Annotated in this window: 21 protein-coding genes and 1 tRNA gene; 8 read left to right on the forward strand and 14 right to left on the reverse strand. The window is 36.4% G+C overall.

Features of this window, described 5'->3' with window-relative positions:
* Positions 1 to 44: 44 nt before the first annotated feature.
* The 3 genes from PQG52_RS08045 to PQG52_RS08055 all read right to left on the reverse strand — a co-directional run bounded on the left by PQG52_RS08045 (position 45) and on the right by PQG52_RS08055 (position 2,313).
* Positions 45 to 365 carry an AzlD family protein gene (locus PQG52_RS08045; RefSeq protein ID WP_271789956.1) on the reverse strand — a complete coding sequence of 107 codons (321 nt, stop codon included), beginning with the start codon at positions 363 to 365 and terminating at the stop codon, positions 45 to 47.
* Positions 355 to 1,116: an AzlC family ABC transporter permease gene (locus tag PQG52_RS08050; RefSeq protein ID WP_271789957.1), complete on the reverse strand. Its 762-nt coding sequence runs from the start codon at positions 1,114 to 1,116 to the stop codon at positions 355 to 357. Before PQG52_RS08050 ends, PQG52_RS08045 begins: the two co-directional genes overlap by 11 nt.
* 294 nt (positions 1,117 to 1,410) lie before the next feature.
* Entirely contained in the window at positions 1,411 to 2,313 is a 903-nt protein-coding gene (locus PQG52_RS08055) for a LysR family transcriptional regulator (protein WP_271828918.1), read from the reverse strand.
* 94 nt (positions 2,314 to 2,407) lie between these two features.
* On the opposite strand from PQG52_RS08055, the gene PQG52_RS08060 reads away from it, so the two are divergent.
* Positions 2,408 to 3,472 (forward strand): NADH:flavin oxidoreductase/NADH oxidase, encoded by a 1,065-nt coding sequence (locus PQG52_RS08060; protein WP_271828919.1) that lies wholly within the window; start codon positions 2,408 to 2,410, stop codon positions 3,470 to 3,472.
* A 387-nt stretch (positions 3,473 to 3,859) separates the two neighbouring features.
* On the opposite strand, the gene PQG52_RS08065 is transcribed toward PQG52_RS08060, so the two are convergent.
* Positions 3,860 to 4,306 carry a PACE efflux transporter gene (locus tag PQG52_RS08065; protein WP_271828920.1) on the reverse strand — a complete coding sequence of 149 codons (447 nt, stop codon included), beginning with the start codon at positions 4,304 to 4,306 and terminating at the stop codon, positions 3,860 to 3,862.
* A gap of 531 nt (positions 4,307 to 4,837) precedes the next feature.
* Here PQG52_RS08065 and PQG52_RS08070 point away from each other — a divergent pair.
* Entirely contained in the window at positions 4,838 to 5,023 is a 186-nt protein-coding gene (locus tag PQG52_RS08070; protein WP_271828921.1) for a hypothetical protein, read from the forward strand.
* A gap of 185 nt (positions 5,024 to 5,208) precedes the next feature.
* Here PQG52_RS08070 and PQG52_RS08075 read toward each other — a convergent pair whose 3' ends face one another.
* On the reverse strand, positions 5,209 to 5,646 hold the full coding sequence (locus PQG52_RS08075) for a PACE efflux transporter (protein ID WP_271828922.1): 438 nt from the start codon (positions 5,644 to 5,646) through the stop codon (positions 5,209 to 5,211).
* A gap of 106 nt (positions 5,647 to 5,752) precedes the next feature.
* Between PQG52_RS08075 and PQG52_RS08080 the strand changes: the two genes are divergently transcribed.
* Together PQG52_RS08080 and PQG52_RS08085 are read left to right on the forward strand one after the other, a co-directional pair.
* Positions 5,753 to 6,634: a LysR family transcriptional regulator gene (locus PQG52_RS08080; RefSeq protein ID WP_271828923.1), complete on the forward strand. Its 882-nt coding sequence runs from the start codon at positions 5,753 to 5,755 to the stop codon at positions 6,632 to 6,634.
* A 37-nt stretch (positions 6,635 to 6,671) separates the two neighbouring features.
* Complete coding sequence (locus PQG52_RS08085; protein WP_271828924.1) at positions 6,672 to 7,178, forward strand: DUF6678 family protein; 507 nt, start codon at positions 6,672 to 6,674, stop codon at positions 7,176 to 7,178.
* Positions 7,179 to 7,197: 19 nt separating this feature from the next.
* On the opposite strand, the gene PQG52_RS08090 is transcribed toward PQG52_RS08085, so the two are convergent.
* Entirely contained in the window at positions 7,198 to 7,902 is a 705-nt protein-coding gene (locus PQG52_RS08090) for an acetolactate decarboxylase (RefSeq protein ID WP_271828925.1), read from the reverse strand.
* Entirely contained in the window at positions 7,895 to 8,722 is an 828-nt protein-coding gene (locus tag PQG52_RS08095) for a hypothetical protein (protein WP_271828927.1), read from the reverse strand. Before PQG52_RS08095 ends, PQG52_RS08090 begins: the two co-directional genes overlap by 8 nt.
* 117 nt (positions 8,723 to 8,839) lie before the next feature.
* Between PQG52_RS08095 and PQG52_RS08100 the strand changes: the two genes are divergently transcribed.
* Together PQG52_RS08100 and PQG52_RS08105 are read left to right on the forward strand one after the other, a co-directional pair.
* Positions 8,840 to 9,079 carry a YdhR family protein gene (locus tag PQG52_RS08100; RefSeq protein WP_271828928.1) on the forward strand — a complete coding sequence of 80 codons (240 nt, stop codon included), beginning with the start codon at positions 8,840 to 8,842 and terminating at the stop codon, positions 9,077 to 9,079.
* A complete protein-coding gene (locus PQG52_RS08105) occupies positions 9,079 to 9,321 on the forward strand; it encodes a hypothetical protein (RefSeq protein ID WP_271828930.1) in 243 nt (80 codons plus the stop codon). Before PQG52_RS08100 ends, PQG52_RS08105 begins: the two co-directional genes overlap by 1 nt.
* 480 nt (positions 9,322 to 9,801) lie before the next feature.
* Here PQG52_RS08105 and PQG52_RS08110 read toward each other — a convergent pair whose 3' ends face one another.
* A complete protein-coding gene (locus tag PQG52_RS08110; RefSeq protein WP_271828932.1) occupies positions 9,802 to 11,445 on the reverse strand; it encodes an alpha-keto acid decarboxylase family protein in 1,644 nt (547 codons plus the stop codon).
* Between the two features lie 147 nt (positions 11,446 to 11,592).
* Between PQG52_RS08110 and PQG52_RS08115 the strand changes: the two genes are divergently transcribed.
* Positions 11,593 to 12,480, forward strand: coding sequence for a LysR family transcriptional regulator (locus PQG52_RS08115; RefSeq protein ID WP_271828933.1), 888 nt, complete (start codon positions 11,593 to 11,595; stop codon positions 12,478 to 12,480).
* Between the two features lie 91 nt (positions 12,481 to 12,571).
* Here the strand turns inward: PQG52_RS08115 and PQG52_RS11480 are convergent, their stop codons facing one another.
* From PQG52_RS11480 to PQG52_RS08140, 6 genes are all read right to left on the reverse strand, one after another.
* A complete protein-coding gene (locus PQG52_RS11480) occupies positions 12,572 to 12,796 on the reverse strand; it encodes an HNH endonuclease (protein WP_408869546.1) in 225 nt (74 codons plus the stop codon).
* Positions 12,696 to 13,394, reverse strand: a complete 699-nt coding sequence (locus tag PQG52_RS08120; RefSeq protein ID WP_271828934.1) for a hypothetical protein — start codon at positions 13,392 to 13,394, stop codon at positions 12,696 to 12,698. Before PQG52_RS08120 ends, PQG52_RS11480 begins: the two co-directional genes overlap by 101 nt.
* Positions 13,395 to 13,525: 131 nt before the next feature.
* The gene (locus PQG52_RS08125) at positions 13,526 to 14,812 is read right to left on the reverse strand and encodes an adenylosuccinate synthase (protein WP_271828935.1); all 1,287 of its coding nucleotides are present in this window, start codon (positions 14,810 to 14,812) and stop codon (positions 13,526 to 13,528) included.
* Positions 14,813 to 14,874: 62 nt separating this feature from the next.
* Complete coding sequence (locus tag PQG52_RS08130) at positions 14,875 to 16,032, reverse strand: ATP phosphoribosyltransferase regulatory subunit (RefSeq protein WP_271828936.1); 1,158 nt, start codon at positions 16,030 to 16,032, stop codon at positions 14,875 to 14,877.
* 45 nt (positions 16,033 to 16,077) lie between these two features.
* Entirely contained in the window at positions 16,078 to 17,256 is a 1,179-nt protein-coding gene (locus PQG52_RS08135; protein ID WP_271828937.1) for a phosphoserine transaminase, read from the reverse strand.
* A 49-nt stretch (positions 17,257 to 17,305) separates the two neighbouring features.
* Positions 17,306 to 17,389, reverse strand: a tRNA-Leu gene (locus tag PQG52_RS08140).
* 258 nt (positions 17,390 to 17,647) lie between these two features.
* On the opposite strand from PQG52_RS08140, the gene PQG52_RS08145 reads away from it, so the two are divergent.
* Positions 17,648 to 19,096, forward strand: a complete 1,449-nt coding sequence (locus PQG52_RS08145; protein ID WP_271828938.1) for a glycoside hydrolase family 32 protein — start codon at positions 17,648 to 17,650, stop codon at positions 19,094 to 19,096.
* The last annotated feature ends 23 nt before the right edge of the window (positions 19,097 to 19,119 follow it).

The raw sequence follows: 19,119 nt of genomic DNA on the forward strand, positions 1-19,119 counted from the left end.
CTAAAAGAGATTTATATACAAATATAAATCTCTTTTTAATATGATTAATGCAATATCATTGGCAAGAAATGTCTTAATACACCTGCTGATCCAATACCGACAATTAATGTCATTAAAAAAGAAAAACGCATTGCCGCTAAAATCGTTAAAATAACTGCGATGAAATCAGACAGTTTACCTGTTACAAAAATAGGTGCGATCAAAGAAATCATCACACATCCTGGTAATATCTCAAGAATTCTGGTTAACCGTGGATAATTTCTATTCCTTAATAACAGATATCCACTGATACGCGTTAAATAGGTCACCATACCCATACATAAAATTGTTAAAAATGCATGGTGATTAATTAAATTATCTAGCATGATTGATCTCGAAAAAACTTGGAGGTAAGCATAACACAATCAACAATCCTGTCATCGCGCCTGCCATCACATACCATTGCCCAGGGATCAGGAGATGAACGACACAAGCAACCAACAAGCTACAAGCCCAAGGAATTCCTCGACGCCATCCATTCCACATCCCTTTTAACAAAACAATAAATACTGCTGGAAACGCCATGTCAAACCCATACTGGGTTAAATCCCCCAACAAAGGCCCGATCAATAGTCCCAAAAGTGCTGTAATGATCCAAGTAATGTAAAAAGAAATCGCTATTGTGATATAATAAGGATAACTAAAAGGTTCACGATACCCTTCTTCCATTCGTCGATAGCTATCTTGTAACGAAAGCGCCCATGTTTCGTCACACAATAAAAAGAAAGATAACAGCATCTTACGCACAGGTTGCCTACGACATATTGGGATCATGGTAACACCCATTAATATATGGCGACAATTCACCAACAATGTCATACAGACAATCATCAGCAAAGGTGGCGTTTGTTGCCACAGACCAATCGCCACAAATTCTGAACCACCAGCGAAATTCACCCCACACATCAAAACTAACTCCAACCAACTCATCCCTTTCATCTTGGCTTGGGCACCCAACATCATTCCAAAAGGAATAAAGCTGATGATTAAGGGAATAGCTGTTTTAAACGCACGTAAACATTCATGACGAATGTGATGTTTTAATTTCTGCTGTGCAACAGAAGATGGAGGAGACATTTCCTTTTCCTACTTTCAAAAGTTAAGGAAAAACCTTAGTGTTTCCTACCCATAAAGTAAATGATTCCGTACAAAAATATTACAGAAAATATAGACATAAATAAAACTATATTACCTACAAACTATTCGGTTTAAAATAGTACAAACAAGACATAATCACGCATATTTTTGATTGTAATAAACTTAGAACTAGTTTTCCAAAAATTAAACAGTTATGAAAATACCAAAAGACTGAATGACGCTATTGCATGATGATTTTATCATGTTAGCCATGCCAATGTTCAATCCCCTGCTCTATGCTTCATTCGATATGTTAGCTATTAATTGCCTTAACCATTGTTGCCTTGGATCACGGTGGTTGCGTTCATGCCAAGCAATGATTTTAGTAAAACCTTGTATTTCAATAGGTGCATCGACTGTTATCATATTAGTAAATTTTTTCACAACACGTTCTGGGGCAACTGCAATAAAATTGCTTTGTTCCAACACACAAGGTAACAGCAAGAAACTGGTAATAGATAATGCAACTTTACGATTGAGCCCTAGTTTTTTTAATGCCGTATCAGTAACCCCACAAAATTGCCCACCATGATGAGAAACAAGCACATGCTCATAATTACAAAAATCCTCTAAATTCATCTGCTTTAATTGAGCCAAAGGATGATCTTTACGCATCACGCAAACATAGCGTTCTTGATATAAAACACGTTGATATAAAAATTCAGGGGAATAATATGGATCCGTTAGTAATATATCCAACTCTCCGCGTTCCAACATCAATTGAACATCTAATTTATGATATGAAACAAAAGCGACCTTTACATTGGGGGCTTGTTGTTTCAAAGCCATCACAAAAGGAATTCCTGTTACCATCATATCATTATCATTTGCAGCAATCGTAAATGTCATTTTTAATTCAGACGGATTAAACTGCGTAGGCTGCATTAAAAGATTAATCTCTAGCAATATTTTTTTTATCGGCTCTGACAAAGATAAAGCCCGATCAGTTGGCACCATCCCATGAGACGCACGCACAAACAAGGGATCATTGAATTTATCCCGTAACCGATTTAGCATAATACTGACAGCTGGCTGAGTTATTGATAATTTCTTTGCAGCACGGGTGACATTACGTTCATCCAGTAGTGCATCCATGACTTTTAATAAATTAAAATCTAATGACCTGATATTATCCATATTTATAATCTTTATATAAAAGCTTTATTATATTTATATCAGTATTCTTCTTATACTCATAGATAATTCAATTATAAAGGCGAGACAAAATAAAATGACGAAATTATATCATCTAAACACCCCCTATCAAATCAAAGGACTTTCCCTGAAAAATCGTGTAGTGATGCCACCTATGTGTCAGTACCAAGCCCAAAATGGTATCGCAAATGAATGGCATTATGTGCATTATGCATCTCGTGCTGTGGGTGGGGTTGGATTTATCATTGTGGAAATGACCAGCGTTGCAGAGAATGGTCGTATTTCCCCAAATTGCCTTGGGTTATGGAATGATGACCAACGCGATGCCTTTAAACCAATTGTTGATGCAGCACATGCTCATAACAGCAAAATTGCTATTCAAATCGCCCATGCAGGACGCAAATCGTTGGGCGAGGAAAATGTTGTTTCCTCCTCACCAATGATTTACGAGGGTAACCCTGATGCTGGCGATGGAAAATGGGCATATAAAACGCCAAAAGAACTAAGTCAACCAGAGATCGCCAAGTTGGTTCAAGCATTCCAAGATACTACAAAACGTGCGATCGAAATCGGATTTGATGCCATAGAATTACACGGCGCACATGGTTATTTAATTCATCAATTTTACTCACCCAAACTAAATCAACGCACGGATGAATATGGTCAAGATAAATTCCTGTTTGGCAAACAAATCATTAAAGCTGTTAAAGAAGTTATGCCCGCAGAAATGCCACTAATTATACGAATCTCTGCACAAGAATTCGGAGAGAATGGCTTTGACCTTGCCTATGGTTGCGAAGTTGCCAAACAATTTGTCGCCGCAGGTGTTGATGTTGTTCATGTCAGCGGTGGCGGTGATGGCCAATTGGATAAAGATCATCATCCATCCTTCAATGCTGGTTATCAGGTACCCTTTGCCAGAGCTGTCAAGCAAGCAACCAACGTGCCTGTGATTGCCGTTGGAAAATTGGAAGATCCAGAATTAGCAGATTATATTCTAGCTTCTGGTGATGCAGATTTAATTGCCGTTGGTCGAGGCTTATTGCGCGATCCTTACTGGGCATTAAACAGTCAATATGACAACAACGCACCTAGTAATGAGGTGCAATTTACTCCAAAATCTTATCAACAAGCTTACTAAGCTTTATTCAGCACAACTTTTTTATAAGAAAAACCATGCTCTATGATGGTTTTTCTTAATAACATTTCAAAATGCGCATAGAGGTGCCAATCTTAATGGATTATTGGAAAAACCAGATTATAGATTGGAATTTCCCAAATAAAAGTCCAGATCACAGAACTACTTATATTGCCTTGACTTGTTTACGTGTCTGTTTCGATACTAAACATTGCCGTGAGATCATACTATTTTGAGCAAAAAATGAGTTTTTCTTGTATATAGCCCATTTCTAACCATTTATTTTTAAATACCGAATTGTATTCAGTTCTATAAAAAAGAGTTCAATCCAGGAGGATTAAACTCAAATAAGAATAAATAAATAAAACGAATGGTTAGTCAATTTAGCTATTAAGGATTAAGAGAATATTGCACCTTACCTTTCTTCTCGTCAACAGGAAAAATATAGTCATAAGCAAGATTAAAAAAGAATGTATATCCCAAGTAAAACAAGACGATGGTGATATCCATTACAAAGGCTGTAATCAGGCTTATTCCCAGATACCACGCAACTACTGGAACGAGGGAAATAGTCAGCCCTGCTTCAAATAAGATTGCATGAAATACACGAATAGTTACCTTTTTTTCGGTTGTACCGCGAAAGTAAACCATAATTTTATCAAAGGATATATTGTAGATAAAATTCCAAATTGTTGAAACCAATGATGAAGCAATTGCAACAACACTCATTTCGGTGACAGGTTGGTTAAATAGTAATACACCAACGGGTATAAATAAAAATAGTCCAATTATCTCATAAGAAATCGCATGCCGAACTCTATCTCGGAAACTACGCATTTTAAAATACTCTTTATTAGTTTTATATTCTTCGTTTTTGACAAATCAATTACTAAGTTTGTATTTTTTTATTTGGGTTTGATTTTTTTTCTTCTTTTTACTCTGTTGTTACTTACCGATAAGTATATCTGCTCTGATTTTAGAAGTAAACAACAACAAATCACCCATAGTGCTTCATTTTTGAAACACTAAACATCGTGGCACACCAAAATTATGATTAATAATTACCGCCATCTATCAACAAATTAAGGGGTAACCATGCCCTACCCAGCAATCATTTTAAAAATGCCGTTCGATTGATAAAAATAACATTATTCAATAAATAAAATTTTTTTAGTTTGATGTCTAATTGTCTAAGATGATCGTTTGTAAATAGAGAATAATGATTTTCGAAAGGTTTATTCTTTGGTAAAATCTATTTATTCAAAAACATTAGCACCCCTACTAATGAATTAAATTTAATTGATAACATAAGATTTACCTAACATTAATGAATACAAGCCTCTGTAAGTAATTATAATAAGCTCTATAATGAACATGTTACTAAGTGGGAAAAATCTTGTTTTACAAAGTAAATCTGAAGCTACAGATTATATCACTTGGTTAGAACTCTCATTACAAGATCAATTAAAACCCATTTACCCCCTTCGAACAGACAATTATGCGATGCTAGGACATTCTAAATATCATTATATTTGTCCCATTGAACGAGCATGATTTAGAGATCGTGAATCCTTATTTTTGAAATCCGATATTGAAAATAGTTTTGACCCCTCATACGATCATATTGGTCAATATTTTTATTTAAACTCAATTAATGAGTTAATAAAGTTTTAAACCACCGCAATTTAATACTCGATCAGTTTATATCAGCCAATCAGATTGACGAACATCCTTTGTAGCTATTTCGTGCGAATAATCGTTTCTTTCTCTTTAATTGGAAAGATAAAATCATAAGCAATATTAAAAAAGAACGCATAAACAAGATAAAAAACAACGATCCCTATGTCCATAATCAACGCATCTAGGAAACTAATATTCAAATACCAAGCAATCATCGGCAAAGTAACCAAAGTCAATCCAATCTCAAAAAGGATTGTATGAAGAACACGGATTAATAAACTCTTTTTCACATAGCCCAAAAAAAACAATAAAGTTTTATCAAACCCTAAATTATAAACAAAATTCCAAATAGTCGCCGCCAATGAGGAAAAAATACCGATAACCCCCATATCAGTTACTGAATGGTGAAACACCCATACAGAACAAGGAATAAATAAAACTAATCCTAAAATCTCAAACATGATGGCATGACGGATTCTGTCCCAAAAGCTACGCATATGTTACTCTTTTTATCTTTATATAGTGATTTACTTTTCCCACATATAGCATATATGCTTTATTTTTAGATGTAAATATCAACAAATAAGCTCTGGTGGTTCACTTATGAAACATATGAATTGGGATAACCTCAGGATCCTCGTCATCGTTGCACGCTCCAAGACCCTTCGGCGCGCTGCACAAAAAACAGGAATTAGCCCAGCAACACTTTCAAGACGTATTGATGAACTAGAACAAGAGCTGGGCGTTAAATTAATAGAACGCGTGCAAGCAGGATGTATCCCAACCCCAGCTGGTGAAGAAATCATTGATTGGGCAAAAGATATGGAGGAAATTGCCTTTGAAATTGAACGCACGGTCGATCAACAAGATTTTCATGAGGTCGAAGGAACCGTCAAAATCAATGCCAACGAGTTAATCTCTTATTTTTTAACCTCAAGATTTGCAGAATTTCACAAATTACATCCCAATATAGAAATTGAAATCATTACCTCCCACCGTGCCTATAGTTTAACCAAGCTGGAGGCAGATATTGGTATTCGAACATTCCGTCCAGAGCAAGGGAACTTAATTATTCAAAAAATAGGCACCCTTTCCTATGGTTTATATTGCGGGCAAGATTACTACAAAGAACATAAAGTAAATATCCAAAAACAAAATTGGGACAAATTGGATTTTGTTGGTTTTGACGAAGTACGCTCTCACTTCGAAACCGAAAAATGGTTACGATCTTTACCCAATGCACCCACACCGTGGATGCGATGCAGCTATGCTCTGGGGATATTTGATGGCATTACGCACAATAACGGACTGGGTGTCTTGGATACGTTTGTTGGAACAGAAATCCCAAACCTGTTACATCCTGTGATACCACATATTCCAGAGCTGGATAAAGAAATATGGTTGTCCATTCACAGTGGACTAAGATCGAGTGCCAGAATTAAAGCGGTTAAAAATTATATTAGTGAACTTTTTAATCAAAAATAATAAGATAAAATTCAATATTCACACTGAGATCAATCAAATGACCGAGACATTCCTTTTGGGTGCAACAACCTTATATGAAGAATACACCATGCATTACACTGCACACAGGGAATATTTTAAAGAATTAAGAGAAAACGTTACCGCTCTTATTACAAAAAAACGTCTATTTTCTTGTATGAACACAACCAAATGGCTTGAACTACAAACTGCTATTCATACATTACCATTTCCTCCTGCGAATATTGTACGATGTGTGACAGATGCGGAAAATCATCCAGAATCTGTCAACGCAATGACAATATTAGAAGAAAAAATACCCTCATGGTTCGGATGTTGGTCAAACTATTATTGCGAAGGGTTACCCCCTCTGTTTAACATTGAATGGATGAAAGTCCGTCCCCAACTTGAAAAATTCAGAGGAGCCTTAATCAAACCTGAAATTATCGACGAGACTAACGAGTTCAGAGCAATCTTAGAGCGTCTGAACATCCCTTATGAAGAAACAGGAAATATATTTACTATATACGGGTATAAAGCACCTTAACAGATAGAAAAGCAGAGTATTATTTTTCTATTTTCTGAATCATCTCATCCAACATATTCACATCAATATTCATCTCTTTATAAGAGTGACTTTTAGGGTTCGTAATTTCGATAGTTTGTTTTTCTTGGAAACTTAATTGCGCATAATTCATATAGAATTCCAAGACATGACCGCTAATTTGCTTGCTCTCATCGAAAAAGTGAAAATGAAATCCTGGCACAGAAACACGACCAAATAATTCTGGTGTCCAAAAGCCAATTAACCTACCCTCAATTTGATGGTACCTATCGACTTTTTGCGTTTCTACCAGTTCGTCAACATTTCTTTCTTTACTATCAGCTAAAGAATAAGGGCGTCTGAAAACAATTTGTTCGAAAACCCCTTGCAAGGAAACTGCAATAAAAATATTTTGAGCTTGAATAAAACGCTTTAAACATGCTTCAATATTCTTATGATTCACATGTTCAACAACATATTCATGTTCAGGGTTAAAGTTGGTTAATTGAATAAAAGGAACTTTTTCTTCATAATCCAATGTTTCCAAAGATTGACCTGCGGTGGCTTCATAAGCTGTACCGTCATAAATCGTAAGCTCGCCGTTTAAATTCGCAGAACATCCCAAACCAAAATTACATCCACAACTAAGCTTAGCAAAGTCTATCTCGCCCTGCACATGCCCTGCCATCAAAGCCCCAATCGTTGAAAACTGAATAATTTTAGTCATTATGTTGTCCTTTTGATTGTCGAGTATCTTGAAAAGATTGCATTAACCGTAACCCTACGATCTTATCGGCAAACTCTTTGACTGTTAAGAGTTTTGATGCAACAGAGCGATCAAACAGATGCATTAATCCAAATGGAAGGAAAATAATACCAAAAAAGATACTCCATATCGTGCCTGCATAGAAGCAAAGACTTGACAACCCAATAAAAAACAGCCCAAAGGCAATACTACTCCATTCTATCGGAAAGTTAAAATAATCTTCAAAAGCACTATATATCTTTTTCTCTAAACCCGTTACCCATAAAACCGTTTTAATCATTCTTTTTGCTTTATATTCATCAATCCCAAGTCCATTCCTATTAATCAATAAGTGAGAAGATGCAGCAACATTTTTGATGGTAGTAAAATTTCCAATTACGTTATAAATCTTATTATAATAAGCATCTTGCTTTTGTTGGGGCAATTCTTTAAATCGTTGCCATTGGGTATGATAGGCTTCAAATAGTTCTATGAAAACATCTGCAAAAATCTTAACATTAATAGGTTTAGGATCACTACACTCATAATAATTCAAATACGGAAAATGCCAGTAAGTAATTTCACTGGGTAAATGAATCGCATCTCCTGCTTCATAAATTAAACAAGGAGCACTTAAATCATTTAAATAACTTAAATCATAATCTTCCAAAGCTGATATGATATCAGGTAATAATTCTTTAACAGATTTGGGCTCTATATAACGATAACAAGCCTTGTATATTCTATGACGCAATATCTCTCGTTGGTCTATTTTTTCAGCTAGATTTTTTAAAATCTTCATAAAGAACCTCTAGGCATCATCTCAACAAATTGATCTTAACAGTTTACATTCTAAAAACGAGCATAAATATGATATTATTTTTTTCTTATATTCAATTTATATAATGAAAGAACCATTATGTCCGTGCTTATCTATTTCTGTTTTGACTGGCCCAAAGAAGCAATGGGGGATGCATTATTCAACAATGCCAAAACAAACGAAGCTGGAGGTATTTATCTATTTACCGACCATCAACATGCAGCTTTATATATTGAAAAACATACGCAAAGAATGACTGCATTTGGGGCTAAAAATATTATTTGTAAGATCTTTGACGTAAATGACAAACTTACAAAAATTACTTATGGATATTTATAATGAACTTACCGTTTCCTATTCATACAACAGGAAGAGTCCTGAATGGAGAGGATAAAGGGGCTTTCATTAAAATCATTGTGAATGAAGATGATAGCTTCTCAATCTTACTGACCCCAGACCCAACTAATCCACGTATTGGGTTTGATGATTGGGTTCAAGACCGATATGCATTAATAGAATATTTTAAAGAAACTGGATGGATAATTGAATGGCTGGATCACGATCATTTCTCCAATCCTTAGCCCAATCTCCAATGCGCTCATTTGGCTTTAAATCATCTCTTTTATAATGAAAACCGTATCAAAACGAACAGAAAATTGGCAGGCTTCTACCATAAAGGCTTCATGGCCGTCTTGATAAAATGTCAATCTTTTAATCTTATCCAAATCCTCTATTAAGCCCACATTGGCTTTGACGAATAAATCTGTCTGTAGATCAAAACTACCAACAATTGTTAATTGCCAACCATTATACGACCATACGATACAATCAACCCATCCGCCTGACTGTTTAATTTTTGTATTTAAATCATCTATATTTTTTGATTGACAATAGTTTCCATAACGACTCTTTTCTTAACAATCATAAGTTAAAAAATAATATTATCAATCTCCACTTTTTTTGGTTTTAAATACATCACACTATACAAAATATTCCAGCCTCACTTTTTAAATATAAGACTGGAATATTAAGATTGAAATTAATTCTTGAGTTGATAAATACTAATATAATGTATCTTTTGACTCTTTCATTTTTTCGCCTAATTCTGATGCTGCATATCGGTCAGTCATTACCTCGATATAAGATGCATACTCGGATTGTTCAGCTTGTTGAATGGCAGCATCCAACTCTTGACAATTCGTAACTTGTTTACATTCCCAATCATTACATCCTAGGGCTTTTGGCAGTTCTGAATAATTCCATTGGGCTAAATTATTATAATAGGTTTCAGGATCATTACACAAAAGACGCTCAATCAAATATCCATCATTATTCAGCACAATAACAATTGGTTTTAACCCAAAACGAGCAAATTGGCTGATTTCTTGTGCCGTTAATTGATGAGACCCCTCACCCGTAATTAAAATAACTCGACGATTAGGTTCAGCAATAGCAGCACCAAAAGCAGCAGGCGTTGCCCAACCAATAGATCCCCACAAGGTTTGATTATAAATCTTAGCATTTTCAGGCAAATGTGCGAACCCTAAACCCATAGAGGAATTCCCTGTTTCTGCAAAAATAATATCATCTTTTTTGAACATTTTTTCCAAACGAGCATAAAAATATTCTGCTGTAATTTTTCCATCTTTGCAACTAACTGGCTCACCCAGACCGGTTGCCTTTGGTGCATTCATAGAGAATTTAGGTAAAGAATCTTTCAGTTTTGATAATACATCTTTCATATAAATATTATGATAAACTGCCAATCCAATTTTAACATGATCGGGCATAATATTAATATATCGCTCATTTGGTATTTTCGCCGTAAAGCTGCCTGTATTGAAATCAGACAACATCGCACCGATCCCTAAGATACAATCACAATGTTCAACATATTCTTGAACAGTTTTGTTTAATAAATGTCCGTTATACATCCCGATATATTGAGGATTAGCTTCACTCAAAACACTTTTATCCATAAACATCGTGGTATAAGGTAAATTCGAATGATCGATAATGGCTTGAACCTCGGTAGCAAACCCTAATCGCGCAGATAAGATACCAGGCATAACGCATGCCGTATTGCTATTGGTTAATTTTTCAACAATCTTTTTTACTGCTTTTTCTAAAGTTACAGGATCACTTTCTGGAAAGGTAACAGCATTTGTTGTCGTTTGTTCTTTGACAGGTGAAACCGCATAATCAGAAGGAAATCCCATATAAACAGGTTTTCTTTCTTTGAGTGCATAAGCAATCAACCGTTTTGTTTCTTCGACACAATTATCGGGGGTCATGATTGCATGCGCACAAACAACATTTTGACTCATTTTGTAAAAAATATCAAACTGACCATTACCCAATGTATGATGAACCAGTTTTTTGTTTTCTTGTGCTGTTGAAGCTGGCATCCCAACCAAATGAAAGATTGGAAGGTTTTCAGCATAAGCTCCCGCAATCCCATTCATTGCGCTTAACTCGCCTACCCCAAAAGTAGTAGATAGTGCAGCAGCGCCTTTTACACGAGCATATCCGTCCGCAGCATAAGCGGCATTTAATTCATTACAATTCCCAATCCAACGCATCGTATTGCTATTACAAACTGCATCCTCAATCGGGAATGCATAATCCCCAGCAACCCCAAAAACATCATCGATCCCTAAATCATCTAAACATGATAATACATATTCAATAACGGTAATTTGCATTTTACTCTCCTGATTTTATAAACTTAAAATAAAAACCATCAATCGTTGATTGATTTGTTAATTAAATCTTACGAATAATTTTTTTTAATTGGAAATGGTTTATAATCATATAAGCTATAACTAAAAGTAATAGAGAGGTTATAGATCATGGATATTCGTGCGCTGAGATATTTCGTCGAAGTCGTTCAATTAAACGGATTTAGCCGTGCGTCTGATACATTATGCGTTACTCAACCCGCAATCAGCCGTACGATTCAACATCTTGAAGACGAGTTAGGATTTAAGTTGTTAATTCGTGAAGTTGATGGGGTAAAGCTGACCGATGAAGGAAGTATCTTATTCGATCAAGCCAAAGAGTTACTGCGCCAATTTAATGAGATTAAACATTCTTTAAAAGATAAATCTGGCCCCCTAAAAGGCACCTTAAATGTTGGGATTCCACCGATTATTTCTTCGACTTATTTTGCTGATATTATTTTAACCTTTACCAAACTGCACCCTCAAGTAGAGCTGAAGATTTTTGAAATGGGTACCAACAAAATTATCAAAGCATTAAATGAAGGCACCATTGAAACCGCCACCGTTGTTTTACCGCTTTCAGATCATAATTTTGATATTCAAAAATGTTCCACAGAGCGACTAGCCCTTATCGTCAATAAATCTCATTCATTTGCTTCAAAAAAAGAAATTCAGTTTATTGAGTTGCTTCAACAACCTTTGATCTTATTTGCTGATGATTTTCGTATTAATGATTTAATTAACAGTGCTTGTGGTATTCATTCAGCAAAACCCATCATTGCAGGACGCAGCAATCATCTAGACCTTATAACCGCCATGGTCAAAGCAGGCGTTGGCATTACCTTATTACCTGAAAGCATGTGGGAACAGAACTCCAGAGATGATCTGATTATTATTCCCGTGATTGATCCTATTCTTTCCTATGAAATTGCGCTGGTTAATGTCAAAAGCATCTATCAAAGCCGCAGCTGCCAGTCATGGAATCAATTAGTGCTGGATAAATTCCTATCCAAATAAGCGATTTAAATCAAGATGATTCTTATTTTCTTAGCTTTGTTATGTTTATACTTTCGATGCAATCCATACCGTTCACCAAAGATTACAAAAACTATAGTAGTTTAATTCTTTTCTCCACCTGCTTCATCAAAAAATCCATGTCTTTCTCATCATTCAAAATATGCATTTTTTTATGACAATTAGGGCATAATGCAACCATATTTTCAAGTTTATCACTACCCCCACGTGATAACCACTGAATATGATGAGTTTCCAAATATGGTACACCTTTTAAAGTTAAATGGCGCTTGTTGTAAACATAATTGACATATTCCACGAGCTAGTCTTTTAACCCATTCTGAAAGATATATACTTCTTGAATATACTTGCGTAATACATAAACGCTCAGCTCTATTGGGTTTAACTTTTAAAGCTATTTTTTCTAGTTGATCGTTAGATAATTTCTGAACATTATTTTGACGATCGTGTCGAAAATGATCAATCACTTCTGTTGGTATATGAAAATCAACCAACTTAGATTTCAAAGGAAAAATATAAACTTTTCTATTATTGTTTTCTGTGTCCATTTGATACTCTGTATAGGGTTCGCCTGCCAAATACATTTGACCTATATAAATATAATTCTTTTGTTTAAAACGTTCAAAAAGATGTATATCGATCCCATTAGTTTGCGATTGATATAGTGTTTTATTTTGTCTAACTAACTCTTGATCTCCTAATAAACCCATACCTGTATAATAAAATACATCTTTTTCCCACCAATCTTCATAAATAGATTTTGTATAGTCAGAAATTAAAACCAACGTATTTATTTTATATGAACGCCTCATTCCACCTTGATTACTACACTTAAAAAATCCAACAATCTCGTCATTACTCATAACTTTTCCAAGTTTTAAGTCAGAAATTTCCATAAGTTGCCTTTCAAAATATAACAACAAATTAAAAGTTGGTTTTGACTTTATAAACATAATAATAAACCATAAAAAAAGGATAGCCTTTCGACTATCCTTTTGAAACAAAGATTATTAATTATAATTAATAATTATACTACAAAATCATCAGACTTAATCGTATCTTCACGTTCTGGGCTGGTGGAGATAATGGCAACTTTGACGCCCGTTAATTCTTCGATCCGTTTGATATAATTATTGGCTGCATCAGGCAAGCCATCACGGCTTCTGACCCCATATGTGCTTTGATCCCAACCAGGCATCGATTCATAAATCGGTTTCAGACGTTTTTGAGCTTCTAAAGTATAAGGGAAACGATTAATTTGTTTTCCGTCTAATTCATACCCAACGCAGATTTTAATTTCTTTTAACCCGTCCAGAACATCCAGTTTCATAAGGGCTAGTCCATCCAAACCACCCACTTGCACAGCACGTTTGACCAATATCGCGTCAAACCAACCACAACGACGTGGACGACCTGTGACTGTGCCAAATTCATGACCTTTTTCGCCCAAGAATTTACCCACATCATCAAATAATTCTGTTGGGAAAGGTCCAGCACCAACACGAGTAGTATAGGCTTTGGCAATCCCTAAAATATATCCACCCGCACGAGGACCCGTGCCACTGCCAACGCCTGTTTGTGCAGCAACCGTATTAGAGCTAGTGACAAAAGGATACGTGCCATGATCAACATCAAGCATGACTGCCTGAGCCCCTTCAAACAACACGAATTTGTCTTGTTCCAAAGCATTTGCGAGTAATTCAGGAACATGCGCCATAAAAGGTAATACTTTAGGGGCAATATCCATTAAATAAGCCAAAGTTTCTACTTTGGTAAAGGTCTTTTCACCCAAAGAAGCCAATAACGCATTATGATGGGCTAACAATTCATCCAAACGCCAATCAAGGGTTTCTGGTTCTGTTAAATCACATAGACGAATAGCACGACGTGCCACTTTATCTTCATAAGCAGGACCAATACCACGACCTGTTGTGCCAATTTTCTTGTCACCACGAGCTTTTTCACGCGCTTGATCCAATGCCACATGAGATGGTAAAATCAAAGGGCAGTTTTCAGCAACTTTTAAACAATCAGGCGTAATTTCAATATGTTGATCTTTAAACCGTGCAATCTCATTCAATAAAGCCTGTGGATCAACCACAACCCCATTACCAATCACGCTTGTTTTTTTACGTACAACACCAGAAGGCAACAAAGAAAGCTTATAACTTTCCCCATCAATCACCAACGTATGCCCAGCATTGTGTCCCCCTTGGAAACGAACAACGACATCTGCTCGGCTGGCTAGCCAATCGACAATTTTACCTTTTCCTTCATCACCCCATTGAGAACCCACGATGGTAACACTGGACATAAAATTTTTCCTACCAAATATATTAAAAAGTTGAATCAAAGCACCTAAAATGCAATCAAAGATTAATCGGCAACAGCCTTTAACTCTTTATCTTGCAAAATATAATTACAGTTTAACCGACGTGCTTCTGTTAACGCATCTTCTTCTTCGGTCAATCCCATAAGCAGAATATACCCATCCTGACGCAAGCCACGGACTTCTTCTATTGTATATCCAAATGGAATAAAAACACGTTCACGTTGAAAGCAATCATCATCATTAATCAAAGGTAATAAAAGATCAGGTCGTAATGTCAATCCGCAAGCAGGCTCACCATTATTCGATAAATAACGACCACCACGTCCAACTTCACCACTAATTCCACTCATATAAACCGAGAAACATAAACCCGTATGATAATCCCAACCACGAAATTCAACAGGATCAATGGTAAGTTGTAAATGAGGGTTATGTGTTTTGACTGCTTGAACCACAGTAAATAGACGATCCAATAGTTGCTGTGAATCTGCAGGTAAGTCTAGCCCCTTTAACATCTCAATAGCACGATCTGCTGGTCCAGCAGCTTGCAACATTGTTGTTAAAATACCAGCAAGACTACCACCATATTGTTGAACTGCTGCAACGTCTTTGCGATCCAACGCACGCATTAATAATTTCGTTTGTTGCTCGTCAAAATTTTCGGTTTGAATAATACTATTTGCCAATTGTGGCATCATCAAATCAATAGAAATAGGCGGAAGGAGATCTTCTACACCCATCGCCTCAGCAGTCACAATAATAATTTCTGCATCTGCTTGTGGACTATCAATCCCAATAAGCTCTATCCCAGCTTGTAAAATTTGTCTGGCAGCACTGTGCTTTGCGCCACTAACCAACACACAAGGACCCGCATAAGATAAGCGTAACGGACGGGGTGAATTAACTAAACGTGTTGCTGCAATCCGAGCAATTTGTGGCGTAATATCTGGGCGCAGACCCATCATATAATGCGTTTCAGGATCCATCACTCGAAACGTTTGTTCAGCAATCCCTGACCCTGCATGTAACAAAAGGCTTTGTTCAAATTCTAGCAAAGGAGGGCTGACCCGTTCATACCCGTAATCAGAAAACGCATCAATCATCCATTGAACGATCTCATCCTCATTCTGTGCGTACGGAGGTAAAAGATCACGAAAACCAATCGGTAGCAGAGCATTGCTCATCTCTGGATCATCAATCATAGGGTCTTGCTTTACTTTAATTTATTAAAAGACTATTTGGACATATTAATAGCTAGATTTGACAAAAGCAAATGCCCAGTCCAGCCACGGCAATAATAATTCAATATCAGAGGTTTCAACCGTTGCCCCACCCCAAATGCGCAACCCTAACGGTGCATCACGATAGCTGGCTAAATCATACCCTGCTTTTTCCTGAGCAATTAATTTTGTTATTTTAGTAAATGCAACCTGTTGTTCTTTGGCATCTAACGCCACAAACCACGGATCAATAATTTTCAAGCAAATAGATGTATTTGAACGGAACTCTTCTTGACTTGCCAAAAATTTGACCCAAGGCGTTTTGGCAACCCATTGTGCGATAACCGCTAAGTTTTGATCGCAACGTTTTTTTAACCCTTGTAATCCACCAACAGATTGCGCCCAGCGCAACCCATCCAACGCATCTTCGACACATAACATTGAAGGCGTATTGATCGTATCCCCTTCAAAGATTTTATCATTTATTTTTCCTTGCTTTAACAAACGAAAAATCTTTGGTAATGGACGCAATTGCTCGGTTTCTTCCAACCGTTTAATTGCGTTAGGAGATAACGCAATCATTCCATGGGCAGCTTCCCCACCCAACGCTTTTTGCCAAGACCACGTCACAATATCCAGTTTAGACCAAGGTAAGTCCATCGCAAACGCAGCAGAAGTTGCATCACAAATAATTAAACCATCATGATGTTGTGGAATAAAATCATCATTTGGAATTTTAACCCCAGAGGTCGTTCCATTCCAAACCATCACCACATCATGATCCCAATTAATTTTACTCAAATCAGGCAAATCACCATAATCCGCATGTAATAGGGTCGCATCAGGTAATTTTAATTGCTTAACAATATCAGTTACCCATTCGGCTGAAAAACTGTCAAAAGAAACCATATCAACAGGACGTGACCCCAACAGAGCCCATAATGCCAGCTCAACCGCACCCGTATCCGATGCAGGGGTAATCCCAACTTTCCAGTCGCTTGGAATGCCCAGAATATCAGCAGATAGATCAATAACGTCCTTTAACTTCTGACGCCCTTCTGCCGAACGATGGGAACGACCAACCAGTGCATCCTTTAACACATCCAAAGTCCAACCAGGACGTTTTGCACACGGTCCAGAAGAAAAAGAAGGATTATTTGGTTTTTGATGAGGTTTTGGGGGTATATTTGAAATTGTCATTGACATCAGAGCTCACAATTACATCACGCATATTCATGTTGTATAATATGCAATTTGGTGCGAAAGGGGGGATTTGAACCCCCACGCCTTGCGGCGGTCGATTTTGAGTCGACTACGTCTACCGTTCCGTCACTCTCGCTTATGTAATTCTCTTAACAGATATTCGTATCAAAAGACAATGTTCTTTTAAAAAAAAACAAGAAAAATTGCAAGTATTATTATTTAATATATTCAAAATTTATTTTTGTAACATAATGAATTTAGTATTTTAAATATACTTAAAGTAGTATATACTAATAATTATATATAGTTATACGATATTAAACTATATATAAGTATAGATATTTCAACTTATACTATATTTAATTTTTTTATTTTATTTAAAAAGGAATTTACAATGGAAACATTATCACAAGCAGATATTTTTGTGAAAAATACTGCAAAAACACTTGATAATTTATACTACCCAAAATTTCACGTCGCTGCAGAATCTGGATGGATTAACGATCCAAATGGTTTGATTTACATTAACGGTACTTATCATTTCTTCTTTCAACATTATCCCTATAGTGCCGAATGGGGTCCAATGCATTGGGGTCATGTAGTCAGTAAAGATTTGGTACATTGGGAACATCTTCCAATCGCCCTTTACCCTGACCAAGATTATGACCGTGACGGATGTTATTCTGGTTCAGCTGTAGATAATAATGGTGTTTTGACCTTAATCTATACAGGCAATGTCTATTTAGGTGCTGAAGGCGATGATACCCATATTCGCCAAGTTCAATGTATGGCGACCAGCACTGATGGTATCAATTTTGTTAAACATGGTCCTGTTTTATATCCACCCGAAGGGATTATGCATTTCCGTGATCCAAAAGTCTGGCGTGCCAGAGACTCATGGTGGATGGTTGTTGGCGCACGCCCAGAAAATAATCTAGGCGAAGTCAGATTATATCAATCTTCTAACCTTACTGACTGGACTTTTGTGAGAATTTTGGATCAAGCACAAACTTCAGCCGAAGGGTTTATGTGGGAATGTCCTGATTTCTTTAATGTGAATAACAAAGACATCCTGATTACCTCACCACAAGGGATACCAGCCCAAGGGTATGATTATCGCAATCTATATCAAAGCGGTTATCGTTGTGGCGTTTGGGAACAAGATTCATCTTTTACAGTTCAAGAAGAATTCAAAGAAATCGATCATGGTCACGATTTTTATGCACCACAATCTTTTACGGCTGCTGATGGTCGTCGTATTATGGTTGGTTGGATGAATATGTGGAATACCGCCATGCCTACGCAAAAACATGGATGGGCTGGCGCATTTACCCTTCCTCGTGAGGTCAATTATAATGAACATGGTCGTTTGCTGTGCACACCAATTGTCGAGTTAGAGCAATTAAGAACCAGCCACGACATATTCAAACCGTTTACCGTTACCAATATTCATATGGGCTTAGCGCAGCAATACCAAGAATATAAAATCTCTTTTGATTTGGCGAATAGTACAGCAGAAGAATATGGTATTATGATTGGTGATGGTGCTAAATTATTTATTGATGCACAATCTCAACGTCTTGTATTAAAACGCGAGAGTAAGAATCCCGTATTAAATACAGAACGTAGCATTCCACTAATTGCATGTTCAAAAATTAATTTACATATTTTTGTTGATGCGTCTTCTATCGAAGTGTTCGTTAATGATGGAGAATATTCTTTAACCAGCAATTTCTATCCAACGAATGGAGATAGTAAATTCACATTCTACGCAAATAGCGGGCAAGCACGTGTTTCTGCTGCAGAATTTTGGAAGCTATCTAATATTTATTCCAACTGCTAATTATTATTAGTATAATTTCCTCT

The organism is Commensalibacter communis, from assembly GCF_947179105.1.
Lineage (GTDB): Bacteria > Pseudomonadota > Alphaproteobacteria > Acetobacterales > Acetobacteraceae > Commensalibacter > Commensalibacter communis.

Coding starts and splice junctions, on each gene's coding strand:
- PQG52_RS08045 (WP_271789956.1), bottom strand. CDS start 365: ATGCTAGATAATTTAATTAATCACCATGCATTTTTAACAATTTTATGT.
- PQG52_RS08050 (WP_271789957.1), bottom strand. CDS start 1,116: ATGTCTCCTCCATCTTCTGTTGCACAGCAGAAATTAAAACATCACATT.
- PQG52_RS08055 (WP_271828918.1), bottom strand. CDS start 2,313: ATGGATAATATCAGGTCATTAGATTTTAATTTATTAAAAGTCATGGAT.
- PQG52_RS08060 (WP_271828919.1), top strand. CDS start 2,408: ATGACGAAATTATATCATCTAAACACCCCCTATCAAATCAAAGGACTT.
- PQG52_RS08065 (WP_271828920.1), bottom strand. CDS start 4,306: ATGCGTAGTTTCCGAGATAGAGTTCGGCATGCGATTTCTTATGAGATA.
- PQG52_RS08070 (WP_271828921.1), top strand. CDS start 4,838: ATGAACATGTTACTAAGTGGGAAAAATCTTGTTTTACAAAGTAAATCT.
- PQG52_RS08075 (WP_271828922.1), bottom strand. CDS start 5,646: ATGCGTAGCTTTTGGGACAGAATCCGTCATGCCATCATGTTTGAGATT.
- PQG52_RS08080 (WP_271828923.1), top strand. CDS start 5,753: ATGAAACATATGAATTGGGATAACCTCAGGATCCTCGTCATCGTTGCA.
- PQG52_RS08085 (WP_271828924.1), top strand. CDS start 6,672: ATGACCGAGACATTCCTTTTGGGTGCAACAACCTTATATGAAGAATAC.
- PQG52_RS08090 (WP_271828925.1), bottom strand. CDS start 7,902: ATGACTAAAATTATTCAGTTTTCAACGATTGGGGCTTTGATGGCAGGG.
- PQG52_RS08095 (WP_271828927.1), bottom strand. CDS start 8,722: ATGAAGATTTTAAAAAATCTAGCTGAAAAAATAGACCAACGAGAGATA.
- PQG52_RS08100 (WP_271828928.1), top strand. CDS start 8,840: ATGTCCGTGCTTATCTATTTCTGTTTTGACTGGCCCAAAGAAGCAATG.
- PQG52_RS08105 (WP_271828930.1), top strand. CDS start 9,079: ATGAACTTACCGTTTCCTATTCATACAACAGGAAGAGTCCTGAATGGA.
- PQG52_RS08110 (WP_271828932.1), bottom strand. CDS start 11,445: ATGCAAATTACCGTTATTGAATATGTATTATCATGTTTAGATGATTTA.
- PQG52_RS08115 (WP_271828933.1), top strand. CDS start 11,593: ATGGATATTCGTGCGCTGAGATATTTCGTCGAAGTCGTTCAATTAAAC.
- PQG52_RS08120 (WP_271828934.1), bottom strand. CDS start 13,394: ATGGAAATTTCTGACTTAAAACTTGGAAAAGTTATGAGTAATGACGAG.
- PQG52_RS08125 (WP_271828935.1), bottom strand. CDS start 14,812: ATGTCCAGTGTTACCATCGTGGGTTCTCAATGGGGTGATGAAGGAAAA.
- PQG52_RS08130 (WP_271828936.1), bottom strand. CDS start 16,032: ATGATTGATGATCCAGAGATGAGCAATGCTCTGCTACCGATTGGTTTT.
- PQG52_RS08135 (WP_271828937.1), bottom strand. CDS start 17,256: ATGTCAATGACAATTTCAAATATACCCCCAAAACCTCATCAAAAACCA.
- PQG52_RS08145 (WP_271828938.1), top strand. CDS start 17,648: ATGGAAACATTATCACAAGCAGATATTTTTGTGAAAAATACTGCAAAA.